Origin of the sequence: Corallococcus exercitus (assembly GCF_042231735.1) — a bacterium.
In the GTDB taxonomy this organism is placed as follows: Bacteria; Myxococcota; Myxococcia; order Myxococcales; family Myxococcaceae; genus Corallococcus; species Corallococcus exercitus_B.
On record NZ_CP102577.1, the window covers coordinates 9616969 to 9637221 of the forward strand.

16 protein-coding genes are annotated in these 20253 nt (G+C 69.6%); 9 read left to right on the forward strand and 7 right to left on the reverse strand.

Annotated elements, in window-relative coordinates; all coding sequences use genetic code 11:
* Positions 1 to 154: 154 nt before the first annotated feature.
* Complete coding sequence (locus NR792_RS38770) at positions 155 to 1039, reverse strand: LysR substrate-binding domain-containing protein (RefSeq protein ID WP_375757718.1); 885 nt, start codon at positions 1037 to 1039, stop codon at positions 155 to 157.
* Positions 1040 to 1139: 100 nt separating this feature from the next.
* Here NR792_RS38770 and NR792_RS38775 point away from each other — a divergent pair, with 100 nt between their 5' ends.
* Genes NR792_RS38775 through NR792_RS38785 form a run of 3 tightly spaced genes read left to right on the forward strand, consistent with a single transcriptional unit; the run spans position 1140 to position 5184 of the window.
* Positions 1140 to 2771: an acetolactate synthase large subunit gene (locus NR792_RS38775; RefSeq protein ID WP_375757719.1), complete on the forward strand. Its 1632-nt coding sequence runs from the start codon at positions 1140 to 1142 to the stop codon at positions 2769 to 2771.
* 33 nt (positions 2772 to 2804) lie between these two features.
* Positions 2805 to 4238 carry an aldehyde dehydrogenase family protein gene (locus NR792_RS38780; protein ID WP_375757720.1) on the forward strand — a complete coding sequence of 478 codons (1434 nt, stop codon included), beginning with the start codon at positions 2805 to 2807 and terminating at the stop codon, positions 4236 to 4238.
* A gap of 55 nt (positions 4239 to 4293) precedes the next feature.
* Positions 4294 to 5184, forward strand: a complete 891-nt coding sequence (locus NR792_RS38785) for a bile acid:sodium symporter family protein (protein WP_375757721.1) — start codon at positions 4294 to 4296, stop codon at positions 5182 to 5184.
* On the opposite strand, the gene NR792_RS38790 is transcribed toward NR792_RS38785, so the two are convergent.
* A complete protein-coding gene (locus NR792_RS38790; RefSeq protein WP_375757722.1) occupies positions 5181 to 6269 on the reverse strand; it encodes a carbohydrate-binding protein in 1089 nt (362 codons plus the stop codon). The two genes, NR792_RS38785 and NR792_RS38790, sit on opposite strands and share 4 nt — an antisense overlap.
* A gap of 143 nt (positions 6270 to 6412) precedes the next feature.
* Here NR792_RS38790 and NR792_RS38795 point away from each other — a divergent pair, with 143 nt between their 5' ends.
* The 5 genes from NR792_RS38795 (at position 6413) to NR792_RS38815 (ending at position 10787) form a co-directional block, all read left to right on the forward strand.
* Complete coding sequence (locus NR792_RS38795) at positions 6413 to 7465, forward strand: sensor histidine kinase (protein ID WP_375757723.1); 1053 nt, start codon at positions 6413 to 6415, stop codon at positions 7463 to 7465.
* A complete protein-coding gene (locus NR792_RS38800; protein WP_375757724.1) occupies positions 7462 to 8247 on the forward strand; it encodes a LytR/AlgR family response regulator transcription factor in 786 nt (261 codons plus the stop codon). Before NR792_RS38795 ends, NR792_RS38800 begins: the two co-directional genes overlap by 4 nt.
* Positions 8248 to 8350: 103 nt before the next feature.
* Entirely contained in the window at positions 8351 to 9292 is a 942-nt protein-coding gene (locus NR792_RS38805; RefSeq protein ID WP_375757725.1) for a TolB family protein, read from the forward strand.
* 126 nt (positions 9293 to 9418) lie between these two features.
* Positions 9419 to 10411 carry a peptidoglycan-binding protein gene (locus NR792_RS38810; protein ID WP_375757726.1) on the forward strand — a complete coding sequence of 331 codons (993 nt, stop codon included), beginning with the start codon at positions 9419 to 9421 and terminating at the stop codon, positions 10409 to 10411.
* Between the two features lie 82 nt (positions 10412 to 10493).
* On the forward strand, positions 10494 to 10787 hold the full coding sequence (locus NR792_RS38815) for a J domain-containing protein (RefSeq protein WP_375757727.1): 294 nt from the start codon (positions 10494 to 10496) through the stop codon (positions 10785 to 10787).
* A 12-nt stretch (positions 10788 to 10799) separates the two neighbouring features.
* Here NR792_RS38815 and NR792_RS38820 read toward each other — a convergent pair whose 3' ends face one another.
* A complete protein-coding gene (locus tag NR792_RS38820) occupies positions 10800 to 12173 on the reverse strand; it encodes a hypothetical protein (protein ID WP_375757728.1) in 1374 nt (457 codons plus the stop codon).
* 122 nt (positions 12174 to 12295) lie between these two features.
* The gene (locus NR792_RS38825; protein WP_375757729.1) at positions 12296 to 13876 is read right to left on the reverse strand and encodes an amidohydrolase family protein; all 1581 of its coding nucleotides are present in this window, start codon (positions 13874 to 13876) and stop codon (positions 12296 to 12298) included.
* A 146-nt stretch (positions 13877 to 14022) separates the two neighbouring features.
* Between NR792_RS38825 and NR792_RS38830 the strand changes: the two genes are divergently transcribed.
* Entirely contained in the window at positions 14023 to 14541 is a 519-nt protein-coding gene (locus tag NR792_RS38830; RefSeq protein ID WP_375757730.1) for a putative immunity protein, read from the forward strand.
* 9 nt (positions 14542 to 14550) lie between these two features.
* Here NR792_RS38830 and NR792_RS38835 read toward each other — a convergent pair whose 3' ends face one another.
* From NR792_RS38835 to NR792_RS38845, 3 genes are all read right to left on the reverse strand, one after another.
* Complete coding sequence (locus NR792_RS38835) at positions 14551 to 15765, reverse strand: methyltransferase (RefSeq protein WP_375757731.1); 1215 nt, start codon at positions 15763 to 15765, stop codon at positions 14551 to 14553.
* A 38-nt stretch (positions 15766 to 15803) separates the two neighbouring features.
* Positions 15804 to 15941: a hypothetical protein gene (locus NR792_RS38840; protein WP_375757732.1), complete on the reverse strand. Its 138-nt coding sequence runs from the start codon at positions 15939 to 15941 to the stop codon at positions 15804 to 15806.
* Between the two features lie 88 nt (positions 15942 to 16029).
* Positions 16030 to 20112, reverse strand: a complete 4083-nt coding sequence (locus NR792_RS38845; RefSeq protein ID WP_375757733.1) for a DUF3857 domain-containing protein — start codon at positions 20110 to 20112, stop codon at positions 16030 to 16032.
* Positions 20113 to 20253 lie beyond the last annotated feature (141 nt).

Consider the following 20253-nt stretch of genomic DNA (forward strand, 5'->3'; position numbering starts at 1 on the left):
ACGGACACGGACGGCTGTGTCCGACTTGAACCGAAGGTGCGTCTCCCCTCGAGTGACAGCCATTGCCCCAACCGGCCACGACACGGCCAGTTATGGATAGTGAGGATTCATGGCTTTCACGGGCTCCCATCGGCTGAGAGTCCCCGGGTAGTTCCTACCCTACGTCTTCCTTTGCGCGGGTCCGGACCTCCGCGGCGAACAGCTCCGCCGCGGGCGTGCGCGGAGCCCCCTTGCGCCAGAGGAGCGCCGCCAGCTCCGAGCGGGGAGCGGGAGACAGCCGCTTCACCACCAGCCGCTCCGCGTCCGCGAGCCGTGGCTCGGGAAGCACCGTGACGGCGAGGCCCGCGCGGACGATGGCCAGCACGGTGGCCACCGCGTTGGACTCGAGCGCGATCCGGGGCGCGAACCGCATCGCCGCGAAGTGTGCGTCCACCCGGGCGCGCACCCGCAGGCCGCGTGACAGGAGCGCGAAGGGTTCCTCCGTGAGCAGCTTCATCCCCACGGACTCCACGCCCGCCAGCGCATGTCCCCGTGCGACGACGAGCGCGAGCCGGCTGTCGAAGACGGGCTCCGCGTCCAGGTCCGCCAGACGCGCGGGGGCATAGCCCAGGCCCACCTCCAGCTTGCCGTCCGCCAGCTGCCGCTCCAGCTTCCGGACGACGGCCTCCTGCGCGCTCAACGCCAGCCCGGGGTGCTTGCGGAGCACCGCCGTCAGCGCGGGCACCACGAGGCCGCGCATGCTCGGCGGATAGCCCACGCGCAGGGCCCCCGTGGCGAGCCCCCGCAGCGCGCCCACCGCGGACAGGCCCGCGTTCACGTCCTCCAGCGCGCGCGAGGCATAGGTGCGGAACAGCTCCCCTGCCTGCGTCAGCCGCACCCCGGTGCGAGCCCTCTCGAAGAGCGGTGTGCCGACCTCTTCCTCCAGCTGGTGGATCTGGTGCGACAGCGTGGGCTGGGAGACGTGCAGCCGCCGCGCGGCGCGCCCGAAGTGCAGCGCGTCGGCGACGGCGGAGAAGTAGCGGAGGTGTCGAAGCTCCATGGGGCCATCATAGACGCCATCTATCGACCCGATGAAAACAGACGAATGTACGAATCGACGCCCGCCGGTACATCTTCCTCGCAACGAAGGAGAGGCACCCATGAAGGCATCGGATCTGTTCGTGAAGGCGCTCGAAGCCGAGGGCGTCCGCTGTGTCTACGGACTTCCCGGCGAGGAGAACCTGGACCTGCTCGAGTCCATGCGCGCCGCGGGCATGCGCCTCATCGTCACGCGCCACGAGCAGGCGGCCGGGTTCATGGCCGCGACGCAAGGAAGGCTCACCGGACGCGCGGGCGTGTGTCTGGCGACGCTGGGGCCGGGGGCCACCAACCTGGTCACCGCCGCCGCGTACGCGCAGCTCGGCGCCATGCCCATGGTGATGCTCACCGGCCAGAAGCCCATAAAGGCGAGCAAGCAGGGGCACTTCCAGATCGTCGACGTCGTCGGGATGATGCGGCCCCTCACCAAGTCCACCCGCACGCTCGTCTCCGCGGAGCACGTCCCCTCAGCGGTCCGCGAGGCCTTCCGCCGCGCGGAGGAGGAGCGCCCCGGCGCCACCCACCTGGAGCTGCCCGAGGACGTGGCGCGTGAGACCACCGAGGCCGTGCCCCTGTCGCCGGGTGTCCCGCGAAGGCCCGTGGCGGACGAGGGGTCCATCGCGCAGGCGGTGGAGGCCCTCGCTTCGGCCCGCCGTCCGCTGCTGATGATTGGCGCGGGGGCCAACCGCAAGCTGACCTCGGAGATGCTCCGCGCGTTCGTGGACCGCGTGGGCCTGCCCTTCTTCAGCACGCAGATGGGCAAGGGCGTGGTGGATGAAACACACCCGCTGTGGATGGGCACCGCGGCGCTGTCCGACGGCGACTTCGTCCACCGCGCCATCGAGGCCTCGGACTGCATCCTCAACGTGGGCCATGACGTCATCGAGAAGCCCCCGTTCGTGATGCGCGACGGCCGCCGCACGGTCATCCACCTGAACTTCTCCTCCGCGGAGGTCGACCCCGTGTACTTCCCGCAGGTGCAGGTGACGGGAGACCTGGCCAATGCCGTGTGGCGCATCGCGGAAGGGGTGGGCCCGCGCTCGCACTGGGACTTCACGCCCTTCGAGCGCTCGCGGGCGGGGCTCGACGCGCAGTTCGTGAGCGGCGCGGGTGACGACCGCTTCCCCATCTACCCCGCGCGGCTCGTCGCGGAGGTGCGCCGCGCCATGCCGGATGACGGCGTCGTGTGCCTGGACAACGGCATGTACAAGCTGTGGTTCGCCCGCTACTACCGCTGCCGCCGGCCCAACACGCTGCTGCTCGACAACGCGCTCGCGACGATGGGCGCGGGCCTGCCGTCCGCCATCGCCGCGAAGCTCGTCCACCCCCGGCGCAAGGTGGTGGCCGTCTGCGGTGACGGCGGGTTCATGATGAACTCGCAGGAGCTGGAGACGGCGGTGCGGCTGAAGCTCGACCTGACCGTGGTCGTGGTGCGCGACGACGGCTACGGGATGATCCGCTGGAAGCAGGAGGAGATGGGCCTGCCCGACTTCGGGATGACGTTGGGCAACCCGGACTTCGTCCGCTACGCGGAGGCGTACGGCGCACGCGGACACCGCCCGGCGAGCGCCACCGAGTTCGGCGCCACGCTCACCCGCTGCCTGGAGTCGGGCGGGGTGCACGTCATCGACCTGCCCATTGACTACACGGACACCGCGCAGGCGCTCGGTGCCGGCACCCTGGTGGAGTCGTGAGCCATGGGCACCCAAGTGAAAGTGAGGAACGCCATGCTGGCTGAGCGCTATCCGTACTATCTGGCCAACCGCCCGAGGCAGCCCAACGCGGAGCTGCCCGTCACCGACAAGTACTCGGGGGAGGTCGTCACGCGCGTGGCCGTCGCCGACGCGGCCGCGGTGGAGGAGGCCATCGCCGCGGCGGTGCGCGCGACGGACCCCATGCGCAGGCTGGCGCCGTATGCCCGGCAGCAGGTGCTGGAGCACTGCGTGCGCCGCTTCCAGGAGCGCGCGGAGGAGTTCGCGCTCGCCCTCTGCATCGAAGCCGGCAAGCCGCTGCGCGACGCGCGGGCGGAGGTCACCCGGCTCATCGAGACCTTCAAGGCGGCGGCGGAGGAGGCGGTGCGCGGCGGCGGCGAGGTCCTCAACCTGGAGGTGTCGCAGCGCACGGCGGGCTACCGGGGCTTCACGCAGCGCGTGCCGGTGGGGCCGTGCTCGTTCATCACGCCGTTCAACTTCCCGCTCAACCTGGTAGCGCACAAGGTGGCGCCCGCCATCGCCGCGGGCTGCCCCTTCGTCCTCAAGCCGTCGGACCGCACGCCGGTGAGCGCGCTGCTCATGGCGGAGGTGCTCGCGGAGACGGCCCTGCCGGAAGGCGCCTTCTCGGTGCTGCCCACGCGCCTGGAGGACGTGGGTCCGTTCATCGAGGACGACCGGTTGAAGCTGTTGTCGTTCACTGGCTCGGAGAAGGTGGGCTGGGATTTGAAGGCCCGCGCCGGCCGCAAGAAGGTGGTGCTGGAGCTGGGCGGCAACGCGGCCTGCGTGGTGGACGCGGACCAGGCAGGGCGCCTGGACTTCGTCGCGGACCGCATCGCCCAGGGCGCCTTCTTCCAGGCGGGGCAGAGCTGCATCTCGGTGCAGCGGGTCCTCGCGCACGAGTCGCTGTACGACGCCCTGCGGGAGCGCATCGTGGCGAGGGCGGGGGCCCTGCGCGCGGGCAACCCCCGGGACGAGTCCACCACGCTGGGGCCGCTGATTGACGAGCCCGCGGCGCGGCGGCTGGAGGGCTGGATTCAAGAGGCCGTGGCGCGAGGCGCCCGGGTGCTGACCGGAGGAGGGCGGCGCGGCGCGTTGCTGGAGGCCACGGTGCTGGAGGGCGTCGCCGAGGACGCGTCGCTGTGCGCGGAGGAGGCCTTCGGCCCCGTGGTGCTCCTCCAGCCGTTCCGCGACTTCGACGAGGCCCTGCGCCGGGTGAATGCCAGCCGTTACGGCTTGCAGGCCGGGCTCTTCACGCAGGACCTGTCACGCGCGATGCGGGCCTGGGACGAGCTGGAGGTGGGCGGAGTCGTCGTCGGTGACGTGCCGAGCTTCCGTGTCGACACCATGCCCTACGGCGGCGTGAAGGGCTCCGGGCTGGGCCGCGAGGGCGTGAAGTATGCCATTGAGGACATGACGGAGCTCCGGCTGCTGGTGCTTCGTCAAGGGTGAGTCTGCCTGCCGGCGGGCTTTCTGGCAGAGTGGGTGCTTTCGCTGGGGGCCCGCCATGCAGAGCAGTGCCATCACCGAGGTGTTCCTGCCGATTGCCCTGGGGGTGATCATGCTCGGCCTCGGGCTGAGCCTCACCCTCGCGGACTTCCGCCGCGTGGCGTTGTTCCCGCGCGCGGCGCTGGTGGGCCTGGGCTGTCAGACGCTGTTCATGCCTGGGGTCTGTTACGCCATCGCGACCGGCTTCGGGCTGCCTCCCCAGCTCGCTGTCGGGTTGATGCTGCTCTCCGCCACGCCGGGCGGCGCGACCGCGAACCTCTTCAGCCACCTGGCCAAGGGCGATGTCGCGCTGAACGTCAGCCTGACGGCGGTCAACAGCGTGCTGTCACTGTTCACGCTGCCGCTCATCGTGAACTTCTCCCTGGCGCACTTCATGGGGGAGGAGCGGGCCATCCCGTTGCAGTTCGCCAAGATTGTCCAGGTGTTCGGCATCGTCCTGGTGCCCATCTCGCTGGGAATGTGGGTGCGCGCGAAGCGGCCGGCGCTCGCGGATGGCCTGGACCGGCCCGTGCGCATCATCTCGGCGCTGTTCCTGGTGCTCGTGGTGCTCGCGGCGACGCTCAAGGAGCGGGACCAGCTGGTCACGTACTTCCAGAGCGTGGGGCTCGCGGCGCTCGCCTTCAACCTGGCCAGCATGGCGGTGGGGTTCGTGGTGCCCGTCCTGCTGCGGGTCGAGCGCAAGCAGGCGGTGGCGATCGCGATGGAGGTGGGCATCCACAACGGCACGCTCGCCATCGCCATCGCCTCCAGTCCCCGGCTGCTCAATGACGGCGTGATGGCCATTCCCGCGGCCATCTACAGCGTCATCATGTTCTTCACCGCCGGAGTCTTCGGCGCCCTGGTCGCGCGGCGGCAGGCCACCAGCGCGACCCGGACGCTCGGGGCCTAGTCGAAGCGCAGGCTGCTGAAGCTGCCGAACGTGCCGCCGCCGCTCACGCCGAACGAGATGCGGATCACGTGCGTCCCCTGGGTGAGCGGGATGGCGTTGAAGAAGAAGTTGCTGAAGGTCTGGGGGCCGCCGGTGGCCCCCACGAAGCCAATGGCCTGCGTGCCGCCATCCACGTCCACGTTGACCTGTCCGCCGCTGGCCGACGCCAGCCGGAGCATGAGGGAGTAGTTGCGCGTCTGGGTGGCGTAGACGGTGTACTCCAGCCACTCCCCGCTCTGGATGGAGCCGACCGCGTACCCCTGGCCATCCAGCCCCGCGAAGACGTCCACGCCCTCCGTCCGGTAGACGCCTCCCTCGTTGACCGCGTCCGTGTCGTGGTAGGCCACGTCCTCACCGCCGCTGTCGAACCGGGCGGCAGGAATGGTGTTGTAGGGGAGCGACGGCGGGTTGTTGGCGATGGGGTAGGGGAACTGGATGCCGCTGTCGTCCCGCTTCATTTCGAAGCCGTCCACGTTGCCCACGAACCCGGTCGGGCCCACCGTGTCGAAGACGAGCCGCAGCGTGTGCTCACCCGGCGGAAGGGGGAAGCTCGCCGTCACGTCCGTCCACGTCTGCCAGCCTCCGGTGTCCGGGACCTGGAGGCTGCCGGTGAGGGCGACGCCGTCCAGCTCCAGGTGGAACGTCCCGCCAACGCCCGCGGACGCCACGCGCGCCTTGAAGCTGTGCGTGTAGGTCGCGAGCTCATCCACCTCGATGGAGTAGTCCAGCCACTCGCCCGCGCGGGTCCACGAGAGGCTCGTCACGCCGTTGACCTCATCCATGTCCACGGACTCCGTGGGCCGCAGCGTAGAGGTGCCCCGGCGGAGGGTGTCCGTGTCGTGATAGGCGACCCCTTCGCCTCCCCGGTTGAACCACTCCGCCGGGAGGTTGATGGGGAGCAGATGCGCGCCCGGAGAGGGGTAGGGCAGGCCGCCTGCCAGCGCGGTGGCGCCGTGCAACAGCACCGACGCGGACAGCAGGCCTGTCGCCGCACGGCCGACGGCGCGCAAGGAAGAGAGCAGAGAACGGCGGGGAAGGGGCGTCATGCGTGGCTCCTGCAAGAGGGGGCGGCACCTTCGCATCGGCCTCTGACATTGGCGTGCCTGGCCCGTCTGTCGTGACTTGCGGGGAAGTGTATGGCGTTGAGCGCGTGAAGTCCCGGCCCGCGAACCCCGTAGAGTGCGGAACCATGTCACTTCGCGACACCTGGCAGGCGTGGGCCGCCGCAACCGCCTATTGGACGCTGGCCGGACTTGCGGCCGCGAGCGAAGCCCACGCCACGGGCGGGATGGGCTGGGGGCACGCGCTGCTCACGTCGATGGTGGCGCACCTCCTCTGGGTGCCCCTCACCCTCGGCATCCTCGAGTTCGGGCTGCGCTTCCCCCTGGAGCGGCGGCACGTGGCCTCGCGGGCCGCGCTCCACGTGGCGGGTGCGCTCGCCGTCGCGCTCCTCCGCGCGGCGATGATCTTCTCCCTGGACCCGTGGGTCGGCTGGTACGCGCAGCGTCCCGCCTTCCTGGACGTGCTCGTGCACGCGCTGCTCTCCAACCCGTTCGTCTACCTCACCGTGCTGGGGGTGGCGCACGCCGTCTACTACGCGGACCAGCTGCGGCTGCGGGACACCCAGCTGGCCCGCGCGCAGCTGCACGCGCTCAAGGCCCAGCTCCACCCCCACTTCCTCTTCAACACGCTGAACACCATCTCCGCGCTCGTGCATCGCGACCCGCACGGGAGCGAGCGGATGATCGCGCGGCTGAGCGACCTGCTCCGCGGCACGCTCGAGGCCGCGGGCACGGAGGAGGTGCCGCTCCAGGAGGAGCTGCGCTCGCTGCAGCCGTACCTGGACATCCAGGGGGTGCGCTTCGCGGACCGGCTCACGGTGAGGCAGGACATCGCGGCGGACGCGCTCACGGCCCACGTCCCCCACCTCGTCCTCCAGCCGCTCGTGGAGAACGCCATCCAGCATGGCATCGCGCCGGGCTCCGAGCCGGGGACGGTGACGCTGGTCGCGCGGCGCGAGGGGCCCGAGCTCCACCTGGAGGTCCGCGATGACGGCGTCGGCCTCAAGGAGCACCCGGCGGACGTCTCCCGGGGCGCGGGAGGCGGCCTCGGGCTGCGCATCACCCGCGAGCGCCTGGTGCAGCACTATGGCGGCGCCCACCGGCTGGAGCTGAGGGACGCCGTGGGCGGTGGCACCACGGTGGCCCTCGCCATCCCCTTCCGCACGGCGCCCAGCCCATGAGTGCCCCCCTGCGCGTGCTCATCGTCGATGACGAACCGCTCGCCCGTCAGCGCCTGAAGGACCTGCTGGCCGAAGCGCCCGACATGCAGCTGGTGGGGGAGTGCCGCAACGGTCACGAGGCCATCGCGGCCATCGGCGCCGAGCGTCCGGACCTCGTCCTCCTGGACGTGGAGATGCCGGGGCCGGACGGCTTCGGCGTCCTCCGGGCGCTCGCCCCGGAACCCACGCCCTCGGTCATCTTCGTCACGGCCCACCGTGACTTCGCGGTGCAGGCGTTCGAGGCCAACGCGCTCGACTACCTGCTCAAGCCCTTCGACCGGGAGCGCTTCCGCTCCAGCCTGGAGCGCGCGAGAGAGCGGCGGCGGACCGTGCCGGCCTCCCTGGACGCGGCGCTGCTCGCGCGGCTGGAATCGCTCGCCGCGCGCCCGTCCGCCGAGCCCGCGCGCTACGTGACGCGGCTCGTGGCCCGGGTGGGCTGGCGCATGCGCTTCCTGCCGGTGGAGGACATCGACTACCTGACGGCGGAGGGGAACTACGTCGCCGTGCACGTGGGGAAGCAGTCGCACCTCACGCGCGAGACGATGGCGGCGCTGGAGGAGAAGCTGGACCCGAGGCAGTTCCTGCGCGCGCACCGCTCGTTCATCGTGCGGTTGGATCGCATCGAGGAGGTGGAGCCCCTTCCCCCCGGCGAATACGTGTTCGTCCTGAAGGATGGCACCCGGCTGACCACGGGCCGCAGCTACCGCGCGCAGGTGCAGCGGGCGCTGGAGCTGCCGACCTGAGGCCGCCTTCCACCGTTCGTCCCTGACCCTCCACGGTTCGTCACATCTCCTTGGACCCCTTCGCCGCCGCCGGGCGACGGTGCTCTCAACAAAGGAGATGCACATGCACCGTTTCGCCAGGCAGTGGTCGATGAACGTCCTCCTCGCCGTCTCCGCCGTGACGACGGCTGGCACCGCCGGGGCCCAGGAGGCCGAAGGGTTCGCGCCGGAGTCCGCGTCCTGGGGACAGCCCCGGTGCGAGCCGGGAGGCAGCCTCTTCGCGCCCGGGGAGATCTCCCTGGAGGAGCGCTCGGAGTACCGGCTCGCGTTCTCCTCGGACGGGAGGACGGCGTACTACCACGTGGACTCGGACACGCCGCCGTACCAGGCCATCTACGTGACCCAGCTGAAGAACGGCCACTGGAGCCCCGGTGAGGTGGTGTCGTTCTCGGGGACGTACAAGGACTCGGATCCGTTCCTCTCCCCGGATGGGCAGTCCCTCTTCTACTCCTCCACCCGCCCGGTGAACGGCGGCGTCGAGCGGCCGGACACCGACCTCTGGGTCGTGCACCGCGTCCGCAACGGCTGGGGAACGCCCGAGCACCTGGGGCCGCTCGTGAACACAGACAGGGAGGAGCTGTACCCCAGCGTGACGCGCGACGGGACGGTCTACTTCGCGAGCGGCACGTTCGAGACGGACTTCGAGATGTACCGCGTGCGGCGCCTGGGCAACCGCTACACCGCGCCGGAGAACCTGGGCCCCGCGCTGAACAGCCCTGACTCCTGGGAGTACAACCCCTGGGTGTCCCCGGATGGGCGGGTCCTCGTCTTCGCCTCGCTGAACCGCCCCGGGGGCTACGGGCTGGGCGACCTGTACGTGAGCTTCAACGTCGCGGGCACCTGGACCCCAGCCGTCAACCTGGGGCCCGAGGTGAACACGGAGAAGGACGAGTTCCACCCCGTGGTGAGCCGCGACCTGAGCCAGCTCTACTTCGTGCGGCAGACGTGGGATCCGTTCGTCCCCTCGGACTTCTACACCCTGGACACGCGCTGCCTCTGGCGCTGACGGCGCGAGACGGCGGGGCAGGAACAGACGGAAAAGGGTTCCGCTGATGTTTTTTACCTGTGCTGGATTTTCTTGTTTCCCGAGGATCCAGCACAACATTCGGGCGGCTATGTTCGAGAATGGGTCATGCGCCTCAAGCCCGACGCCAAAGCCCCACACCCGCACCGCCTGGGGGTGGGTTCCAGCGGTCCCGACGTCAAACGGTTGGAGAAGAAGCTCATCCAGCACGGCCTGCTGAAGGGTCAGGCGGATGATCACTTCGACACGCAGACCCGGGCGGCGGTGAAGCAGTTCGAGCGCAAGAACGACTTCCAGCACGTGGACGGCGTGGTGGGCGGTGGCGTCTGGCGCCGCCTGGAACTGGGCGCGGCCCACGAGGGGCACGTCAGCGAGCAATCGCTGGCGGGCACCCGCGACACCTTCAAGACCGTCACCATCAACGTGAAGAGCAACCCGGTGATGGACCAGGCCGCGGTGGTGCACGACGTGAAGCGGGCGGCGTCCCAGGGCGGCCTGATTGGCTGGAACGAGATCAGCCCCGACCGCTACTTCAAGGCCATCCGCGACCTGGGCCCGGAGTGGGGGCACTACATGCCCCGCGACGGCGGCCTGCGGATTCCCAATCCCATCTCCTGGAAGAAGTCCGAGTGGAAGCTCCAGGACGAGGGCTTCCTGCGGACCCATGAAGGCAAGAAAGGGGTCTCCCCGAACCGCTACGTCACCTGGGTGAAGCTGAAGAACGAGGAGACGGGCAAGAGCATCATCCGGATGAACACGCACCTGGTCAGCGGCGCCTGGAGCGGCAACAAGCCCCACAAGGAGTGGCGGCAGGACATGTGGAACAAGCACATGGACCGGCTGGACCGGCTGGTCACCCATTTCGAGAAGAAGGGTTTGCCGGTCATCGTGGGCGGCGACTTCAACCGGGACAGCTACAAGGTCCTGGGCAACCAGGTGAAGTACGACAACAAGCTCAACGTCGGCACCCACGGCCACGGCACCCTCGACTACCTGATGCACACGCCCAGTGGCTCGCTGAAGAGCCACGGCGCCCACGTCGACCGCGGCTTCCGCTCGGACCACGACAGCGTGTCGGTGAAGTACACGATCAAGGGCTGAGCCCGGACGTGAGGGACCGGACGAACGCGTGCGTCTCGCGGTCCGTTTGCCGTGAGTGCGCAACGTCTCCAGGTTCCGGTCCATGGTGGACCTGTATGCGGTGCTTGGCGTGACGACGACCGCGGACGCGCGCGACATCCGGCGCGCGTACCTGCGACAGGTGCGAGAGTGTCACCCGGACCGGGACTCCCGGCCTGAATCCACGGAGCACTTCCTCCGCATCCAGGCCGCGTACGACGAGCTGGGCGACGCGGCGAAACGCCAGCGCTACGACGCCAGGAATCGCGTCGCCCCCTCCATGCCCGCGTCCCCTGCGCCAAGGTCCACGCTGAACATCCCCCGGGGACGCATGAGCGTGAAGGTGCGGATGCATTGATGCTGGCCGGGCCTACAGGCCCGTGCTCTTCAACAACAGACGCGCGTTCTCATCGGGGAAGAACCCGGATGAGTAGACGTTCGCGTCCGTGACGAAGGCCCGGTCGCCCAGGATGGCCAGCTTCGGTCCGGTGGTGGAGCGGACGAAGAGCGGGACCGCGAGCTGCGTCTCCGGCCAGCGCACCATGCCGTCCGTGCCGAAGGACGTGTCCAGGTCGCCGTTGGCCTGGAGCCGGAAGAGCACGGGCTTCGCATACACGTCCGCGAAGACGAGGACCTTTCCATCCGCCTGGATGCGCAGGCCGCTGACGTCCACCACGTCGAGCACCCCCGCGGGCGCGGTGAGCTGCCGCACGCCCGCGGGACCGAAGGTGACGTCCGGCTTGCCGTCCGCCGTGTACGCCACGAGCTTGAGCACGCCGTGCCATTCGCCGCCGACCTTTACGTCCTGCTCGGAGCCCGCGAGCAGGAAGCCGCCGTTGGGGCGCGCCACCAGGGCGTGGGCCTGGCCGCCCTCGCTCTTGGCGAGGCCTTGGGTTCCGAACGTCAGGTCCTGGCTGCCGCTGGAGGTGATGCGCACGGCCGCGAAGTGGTCACCCCCGCCCAGGACGACGCTGGAGCCCTGGAGCACCATGCCCTGTACGGACTCGGCGTCCGTGTACGCGCCGCCAATCCAGCTGCCGGACGGGCTGCCCGCGGACTTGAACGTCGTGTCGAGCGAGCCGTCCGCGTTGTAGCGGATCAGCGCGAAGTCCTCGTCGAGCCCGTCGGACTTGGTCAGGAAGCCGCCGACGTAGAAGCGGCCGTCGGCCAGGGGCAGGAGGCCGCGGAGGGTGCCCACGAAGTTGACGCTGTTCTCCTCGCCGAAATGCAGCCGGGACTTGCCCGTCTTGTTGAAGCCCGTGTCCAGCTGGCCATTGGCCTTGAGCTTCACCACCACGAAGTCGCGTGAATTCGAAGCGCTGCCGCCCCGCGCGAAGCCCGCGGCCAGGATGCTGCCATCCGCGAGCACCGCCACCGTGTCCGCGCGGTCGTCCTGCTCCCGCTGGCCGGAGATGGAACCCTTGGCGGGACCCTCGAAGTCGAGCACCACGGAGCCCTGCGTGCCGAACGACGTGTCCACCTCACCGGAAGCGGTGTAGCGCCGCACGAGCAGGTCCACGCCCGTGGTGGCCAGGTTCGCCTCGGTGGAGCCCACCACGACGAGTCCGCCATTGGATACAGCGAGCGCCCGGCCCTCCTCGGCGGGGAGCTTCGTGCCGGCATCGGGTTGCGTCCCCGCGTCCGAGGACGGGTTGTCCTCCGGGGGGCTGTCGTCGCCTCCGCAGGCCCCGCCACCCACGAGCAGGGCACCCGCCGTCAGTGCCCCCCACCATGCCTTCCGCACGCTGTGATTCATTCGAGATGTCCCTTCCGGCCTGTCCGGTGCTGCCGCCGCACCGGGGTTACGCCGTCAGGGGCATTTATTTCCTGCCCGGAAGGGGAGGGTGCCTCCGCCCCGGGCGTCCGTCACGCATAGTCCTGCCGCAGTTGTTGTTTCAGGGTGTCATCCAGGTTGGTCTGTGCCGACAGGAGCGCCCAGTAGTCCTCCCCGCCCACGGTGGGCGCGTCGAGCGTGATGCGTCCGGCGACGCGGTGGAGGTCGGTGAGGAACGCGAAGTCATCGGACCCGGTGGCGAAGACGTCCTGCGGCTCATTGTCGAGCACGAGCGCGAACGGCTCCGGGCCCGCGCGGTCGCGCTCCGCGTGTTCCATCCGTTGCTGGAAGCCCGGCAGGTCCGCCATGGCCTCTTCGAGGAGGGAGCGCGCCGCTTCGAAGCCCAGGTCGTTGAGGGGGGAGTCCTCCGCCCAAAGGGAGAAGGCCTTCTCGACGCCGTCGACGGTCCAGGGCTCGGAGGGATGGCTCGGGTCGAAGACGAGCTGTTCCATCAGCGCGCGGTCTCCGTAGCGGGCGACGCCATCCACGGTGACGAGGCGCACCTGTTTCTCCGTGGCGGAGATCAACGTGTCATAGGGGTCGCCGTCCGTGCCCGCGATGACCAGCAGGTCCGCGAGGGCGTTGGCCCGGAGGGTGCCCACCTGGGTCTGCCAGCCCGCGACCCGGGCGGCGTCCGCCGTCACCGAGCGCACCAGGGTCCGTGAGGACAGGGACACGCCCTGTCGCGCGGCTTCGTGGCGAGCGACCTTCAGTTCCTGGAGGAGGTTCTTGCTGCCAGTGGGGGACCAATCACAGCCCAGCGAGAACGTCACGCCCGCGCCGAGCAGGTCCGACACCGGTAACGTCTGTCCATACAGCAGCAGGTTGCTGAAGGGGGACCACACGACCTTTGCACCCCTGTCCGCCATCCTGTCCAGGTCCGGGCGCTGCAATCCCAGACTGTGGATGCCGACCAGTGACGGCTGGATGAGGTCATGGTCAGCCAGGTCGAGGTAGCGGCGGTGGGCGTAGTCATCCACGCCTTCGCCCAGGTGGTAGAAGTACGCGGCGCGGGACTCCAGGGCGTCGCGGAAGGACTTGATGTCCTCGGCGTCGTCATGCAGGTCCATCACGCGGGTGCTGCCTGCGGGCAGGTGGTCGTCGCGGGGCTCCTCGACGTTGCGCATGGCGCCCCGGAAGAGGGCCTCTCCGCCGGACACGCGGGTCCGGATCCCCTGGCCGGTGGTGGTCCCGGCCAGCAGCGCCTTGGCTTCGATGTACCGGACGATGGCGCGGGCCGTAGGGGCATGGCCACCGAGCACGCGGACCGGCAGGGAGATACGCGGGCCATATTCCGCGTGGCGCGGCCACTGGGTGCGATTGAGATACTTTCTCGGCACCCGCCACAGCGTCAGCACGTCGTAGACGAAGTGGTTGTGCAGGTCGATGAGCCCTGGATACAGCGTCCCCCGGGTGTGGATGACGGGCGCGTCCCGGAAGGCTTCGGGGAGCGGGCCGCCTGACGGCTCGACCGCGACGATGCGGCTGCCTCGGACGAGGACGCGCCCGTGTTCCAGCACCTCGTCCCGGGAGTTGAGGGTGACCACCCGGCCTTCCAGGACGTAGCGGGGGACCGCGTCGGCGGGCTTGGGGATGGATGCTCCGGTGCTCATGGCTCGCCTCCGTGGCGAAAGGCCTCAGGACCTTGAAGATAGGGACGGAGAGGAGCGGGTGGGGGAGGGATGGTCCAAGGGCGTTGCCCCATGCCCGCTTCGATTTCCGAGCCCTGAAGGGGAGGAGGCTGAGCGAGGATCCGTCCATGCCGATCCTGCCGAAAGAGCGAGACCCCCGGTTGATCACGATTCGTCGTGGCGGGAGCCTGACCGACGAGGACCACCACCTGCTCGCGGAGTGGGCCGCCGTCTGCGCGGAGCACGTCCTGCCCTTCTTCGAGAACGCGCGCCCTGGGGACGCGCGTCCCCGTGAAGCCATCGCCGTGGGGCGGGCGTGGATCCGGGGCGAGGTGCCGATGCGTGACGCCCACCGGACCGCGTTCGTGGCCAACGCCGCGGGGCGTGGGTTGCCGGACCCGGCCAGGTTCGCGGCGCTCGCGGCAGGCCAGGCGGTGGCCGTCGCCCACGTCGCCGCGCACTACTTGGGCGCGGCGGCGTACGCCCTCCGGGCCGCCGCCGCGTCGGTCGCCGAGGATGACGCGGAAGGGGCTCGCATGAAGGAGCTCGGATGGCAGCGAAAACGGATCCCCGCGCCCCTCCGTGAGTTCGTCCTCGAAGACCAGCGGGCGCGGAACGACATCTGCTGGGGCGTCTTCACCGGGTGACGAAGGTCCTCAAGCGCTCCGCGACGCGATGAGCGCGAGGTTGCGCGGAGACAAGCGCGGATCGAAGAGCTGGAGCAGATCGACTTGAAAGCCCAGCTCCTCCAGGAGCAGCGCGCGGTCCAGCAGGAGCACGACCTCCAGCGCCCTCGAGAAGCGGTCCCTCAACAGATGGCAGAGCAAGAGGTCGCGCGTCTCGGCGCGAACGGACACCTCGAAGGCGTCCAGCTCGGCGTCCGTCATGCCAGGTTCGAGGTCCAGGCGCGCCAGGCGGTCGCGCGCGTAGAGGGCGAAGCGTCCGTCATAGAGCGTCCGGGGCGCGTCTCCGGCCCTCACGAAGCCGCGCTCGGGAAAGCGCTGCCTCGACAGGAGGTCAAACGCGAAGCGCCACGCGTACACCCGCTTCATCCGCGCGAACTCCCCCTCGGTCTTGTGATGCCGTCCCCGGGTCGTCAGCGCCAGGGCATGCGGGGTGAAGGGCAGCGGATGCGCACCCCCGAAGCGGGAGACGGGGTAATCCCGCGGGGCCTCCAGCTTGTCGTAGCAGCAGCCGATGTTCAGGACGAAGCCCGCCCCCTGGCTCTTGCGAATCTGCGTGAGGGCGAGCGGCCCGCAGGTGTGCAGACCGATGGAGGCCCGGTCCCGGCCGGAGAAGAGCGGATCAATCCGCGGTTGGGGCCCGTCCTCGACGGAGGCCTGGATGAACCACAGGGTGTCCCCGCCCGGGTGAGGGGTTCTCGTCAGCCACCGCCGGCCCTTGTCCTGCAACGCGGCGTCCCGATCGATGCTGTGGAAGTTCCACCCGAACGTCCGCGCACAGAGGCGGGCGAGATGTCCCATGCCGCCGCCGATATCGACCGCCTGGTGGATGAAGCGCGTCCTCGGCGCGAGCAGGGCAAGCACCCGCTCGAGCTCGTGGGTCTTCTTGGCGCTGAGGCCCTGCGTCTGCGCGACCGTCAGCGGGTGAAGGCCCTCGTGCCAGGGCAGCGCCGTCAGCTCCTGGAGCGCGCCCAGGAGCGCGCCCAGGGACGGCGGCGGAACGCCCACGAGCACCCCCTGGTCCAGCTGGCGCTCGCCCGCCTCATCGAGCGACCGGGCATAGGCCAGCCAGTCCTCGGGATACGCGGCGCCGGACCCGGGCCAGCCCTGGAGGATGGAGTGGGACCAGAGCGCGGACCAGGGCCGGAGCTGACGTGTCAGGGCCTCAAGTCGCGCCTGGAAGTCCATGTCCGCGCATCCTATGCGCCGCCGCCCCGCCGGTTCGTTCAGTTCTCAGCCAGGCCGAGGTTTGTCACGCGGCCATCCGGGATGATGCGCACCATGTAGCGCCAGGTCGCGTTCCCGAACTTCACCAGGTATGTGTAGACGCGGTCATTTGCGATGGATTTCGACGCGTTGCGCATAGGGGCTCCCCGCGCCCGAAAGAGTGCATCTCCAGGCGTCCCCGACCGCGCGAACGATGCAGTCAGGGTGCAAGTGATTGACGTCGGACTACTCCTGGACGGCCGCGGACGCGGGCCCGCGCAGCGATACGCGTTGCTCCAAGGCCCCCAGCGCGGCCTGCACGGCGTCCTTGTACGCCGCGTACCTGGAGGCCTCGTAGCGTCCCTTCGCCCGTTGGATGCGGAAGTCTCGCGTGAGCACGCCATCGGCCAGTCGGGACGCCAGCTTCCACTCCGCATGGTCCGTGGTGGCGGAGCGCTCCTTCAGGTCCTGCTCCGTGAGCTCCTGTCCCGAGGGCACCTCGAAATGGGTCACGCTCTCGATGACGAGGGCCGCCCTCATCTCAAAGGGAGAGTCGCGTCGCTCCGTCTCCCGGAGACTCAGGAAGTTGTGCTCCCAGGGCGAGGGCAGCTGCCCCACGATACCGCCGCCCGCGGAGGCGAAGCGGCCGCGCACGACATATTCAATCCTCAGGGTCAGCGGGCGCTCGGGCTCCTCCAGGTCGGGGGCCTCCAGGGTGGTGACGCTCACGCCGGCGCGGGAGCCTCCCATCATGGAGGCCATCAGCTCCGCGCGCTCGGAGGGCTCCTCGCTGGTGAGGTAGTAGCGCAGGGCGGAGGCATGGCCTCCCGTCAGCGTCACCTGCTCCTTCACGTGCAGCGTCGTCCCCTGGAGGCGGACGTGGCGTTCAGCGCGGACGTGGCTCTGGGAGGACGGGGGAATGCGCACGAGCCGGGACTTCGTGCCCTCCAGCACCAACGCGTCCCGGCCGCCCAACCCAATCTCCCCGCTGGTCATGGGCGCGATGGACTTGTTCGTCGCATCCACGAAGGTGCCCCCGCCCACCGTCGGCAGGTACACGACCATGTGGTCGAACTGGTCCAACGAGGGCGTGTCCGCGACGATGGGGCCGCCCGTCCGCACGAGCGCCAGCTGCGAGGCAATCCCGGCCGCGCCAAGCAGCTGGTGCAGCAGGAGCGAGTGGTCCTTGCAGTCGCCGGTGCGGTTGCCGAGGATTTCGTCCACGGTGTGCGGGATGCGGGCCCGGGCGCCAAAGAGGATGCCTCGGTAGGTCAGGCTCTTCTGGACCCACCGGGCCAGCGCGGCGGCACGCGTCGCCTCCTCCTTGGCCGTCCCACCCTCCTTGGCGGCCAGGGCCTTCACGGTGGACGCGGGCACGAGCTGCGCGGCAATGGACTTCAGGTAGTCGGTCCCCTCGGCCTCCCACGTCGTGCCGACGGGGGCCAGCCACGCCATGGGCAGGTACTCCTGGTAGTCGGGCTGCATGCCCTCCTCGCGGTAGATGGCGGGCTGCTCGACGACGAAGGTCCATGCGTCGGGCGCCTGGAGGGGCTTGATGCCGGGCGAGGCCCGCCACTGCATCGCGTCCACGTCGCCGCGGACGTAGAGCACGGCGCGTGACGTGGGGATGCCCGTGGAGAAGTCATGCTCGAGGAAGTGCATGGACTGCCTCGGCGTGAGGTCGCGCCGGGTGACCACCACGTCCACGGTGTGCCCGGGCTTGAGGCCTGGCACGGGCACCACCAGGGTGCGGCGCTGGGTGCCCTGCTGCGCGGAGGCCTTGTCGGAGACGTAGCAGTCCTCCACCTTGCCCCTGGCCACCACGCGGCCCTGCTCATCCCGGACCTCCACCCGGTTGACGAAGATCTCCTCGGCCAGCGGGTCGAACTCGAACTCGAAGGTGTTGAAGCGCTCCACGCCCGCCGCGTTGTGCACCAGCACCCGGCGCAGGTCGGTGGTGCGCAGCTCCTTTCCCTTCACGAAGGAGATGGCGGTGGCGCGCAGGAGGTACTGGCCATTGTGGCCCGGCGCCTCGGCGGGCTTGCCCTTCCGGGCCAGCAGGTCCGGCGGCAGCGCGACCTCCTCGATGGGCGTCTTGAGCACCGAGTTCACCCCCTGGCCCAGCATGCCGGACACGTGCTCGAGGAACTGGCGTGTGTCCGCGGAAGAGGGCTCCAGCTCGAGCGCCTTCTCCAGGGAGGACTGGGTCTCCGCATAGCGCTTGAGCGCGTACTGCGCGCGGGCCCGGACCTGGTAGCCCTTGGGGGACTGCGCTGACTTGCTCACCATCTCCTCGGCGACTTCCAGGGCGAGCTTGGGCTTCCGGGCCTCCAACCACGTGTCCGCCAGGGCTTCGGACAGCTCCAGGGTGTAGCCCGCTTGCTTCTGCCGCTGACGCAGGAGGGCGGCGGCCTGCGCGTGGGAACCCTTGCGCCGCAGGATGCCCGCATGCGTGAGCGTGGCGCTCGTCGAGTCGGCTCGCTTCCGGTATCGCTGGATGACCTGGAGCGCCTGTGCGGTACGGCCCTTCTCCTCGAGCAGCGAGAGATACCGGTCCAGGTGGAACTCGTTGGTGAAGCGGGATGGAAAAATCGAGGCGTAGGCTTGAAACCCCTCGGTCTCACGACCGCTGCGCACGAGCAGCCAGGCCCGCCAGGCCTCCAGCCGCAGCTCCCCCCGGAACCGTTTCGCGTGGGCGTGGATGAGGGCGAGCCCCTCCGCGTACTGCCCCGCGTTGCCGTACCCGGCCGCGGCGTTGACGAGCAGCACCGGGTCTCCGGGCTCCAGCTCGAAGGCGCGCTTGAACCAGGGGAGCGCCGCGGCGAAGTCCTCCCGGTCGGTGTAGTACAGCGCGATCCTGTTGAAGGTCCTCGCGTGGGTGGTCGCGGAGGCCTTGCCCACCGCCGCGGAGCGGGGCGCGGTCGAGGGGGCGCTGAGCGTGACGGCATCCAGCGCCGAGCGGACCCGGGCGCCGAGCGTGGGCTGGTTCTTGGCCCACCATCCGGCGAGCAGGTACGCCATGTCCCCGTCCCGGAACACGCGCAGCTCGTACTCGTCGACCGCTCCCGCTTCGTTCTGGGTCTCGTAGGTGAAGGCCCGGCCGGAGAGCTTGCCCGTGGTGACCTCGCGGGCATTGCGGACCGTGGCTTCGCGGGAGTCGATGTCGAGGACGCCCAGCAGGCCGTGGTTCAGAGCATCCGGAGAGGGCTCCTCGCCGAAGAGCCAGAGGGGGACGACGATCATGCTGGTGTCGTCACCGGTCGCGCCGAAGTCCGCTTCGGGAAACGCCGTCGCGAGGTTGGGGGGCCGTCCCCAGAGCCGCCCGTCCAATTCGACGGAGTAGCCATACTCCGTGGAGTGTCCCTTCAGCGGGCTTGTGGCCGCGGCGGCGGGGGTGGCCTTGCGCTGGGGATCCACCATGGAGAAGTGCGAGAACAGGCGGTCCGCCTCCGCGAAGAGCTCCTTCTCGTCCTGGGTGCTTCCCCAGGCCATGAGCTGATAGGCGTACCCTTCGTGCGCGTAGACCCACTGCACGTAGGTCAGCGGCATCTGCTTGTGCTGGGCGCGGGTGCGCATGCGGATGCCCTTCATCTCTCCGACGGCATGGGGTTCGCGCGACAGTTTTTCGACCGCGCCCATGCCGCTCTCGAGGTTGGCGGCCACGATGTCCGCGATGAGCTCGGTGCTCTCCTCTCCGCCAGGGACCTCTCCGTCCGCGGACTTCTCCGGGATGATGATGAAGAACATCTGGCTCTTGCCACCGCGAGCCATGGCGAACTTCGCGAGCTTGTTGAGCCGTGGGGCGTTCATCGTCGTCCAGGGCTTGCCTGGGTGCCGGAAGGCGAAGTTGAACTCCTCGTCGCGGATGCCTTCCTCGGGCTTCGCCGCCCGGAAGTCCGCCGGGATTTCGTCCCGGCGTGCGAGGGCGCTGAAGAAGCCGAAGCCCATGCCGCCAAGGAGGAGGACCGAGAGCGCGACGGCCCACCCCGCGTGCGTGCGTCCCTTCAGCCGCCGTTCCTTGTCGGAGCGGAGCTCCAGCAGGCTGGTGACGGCGAGGAACAGTCCCAGCAGCAAGAGGACGAACGCGACCAGTGGCGCCAGGACGGCCCACAGGGGGCCATCGAGCACGGGCTTGATCAAGCGCGAGACGAGCATCACCAGCGCGGCGATCTCCACGGCCACCAGCGAATAGATCGCCTTGCGGTTCGTGGAGGCTTCTCGAAGGGCCTCCCGGTGTTTGAAGAGGCCGAAGAGGATGGCAAGGATCCAGATGAGATTGCCGGAGAACAGGTCAGGATCCGTCGCCGCGGCGAAGAGCAGGGTGGTCATGTGAGGATGGGCCGCAGCGTAGCAGGAGCGGCGTTGGCCATCCCATCCCCCCTGTGATGCACAGAGGCGACACGCGGGGTTCAAAGCGCGTAAGTCATTGTCTTCCGGAAAGAGTCAATGCCGGGGCGAGGTCTGGCATTA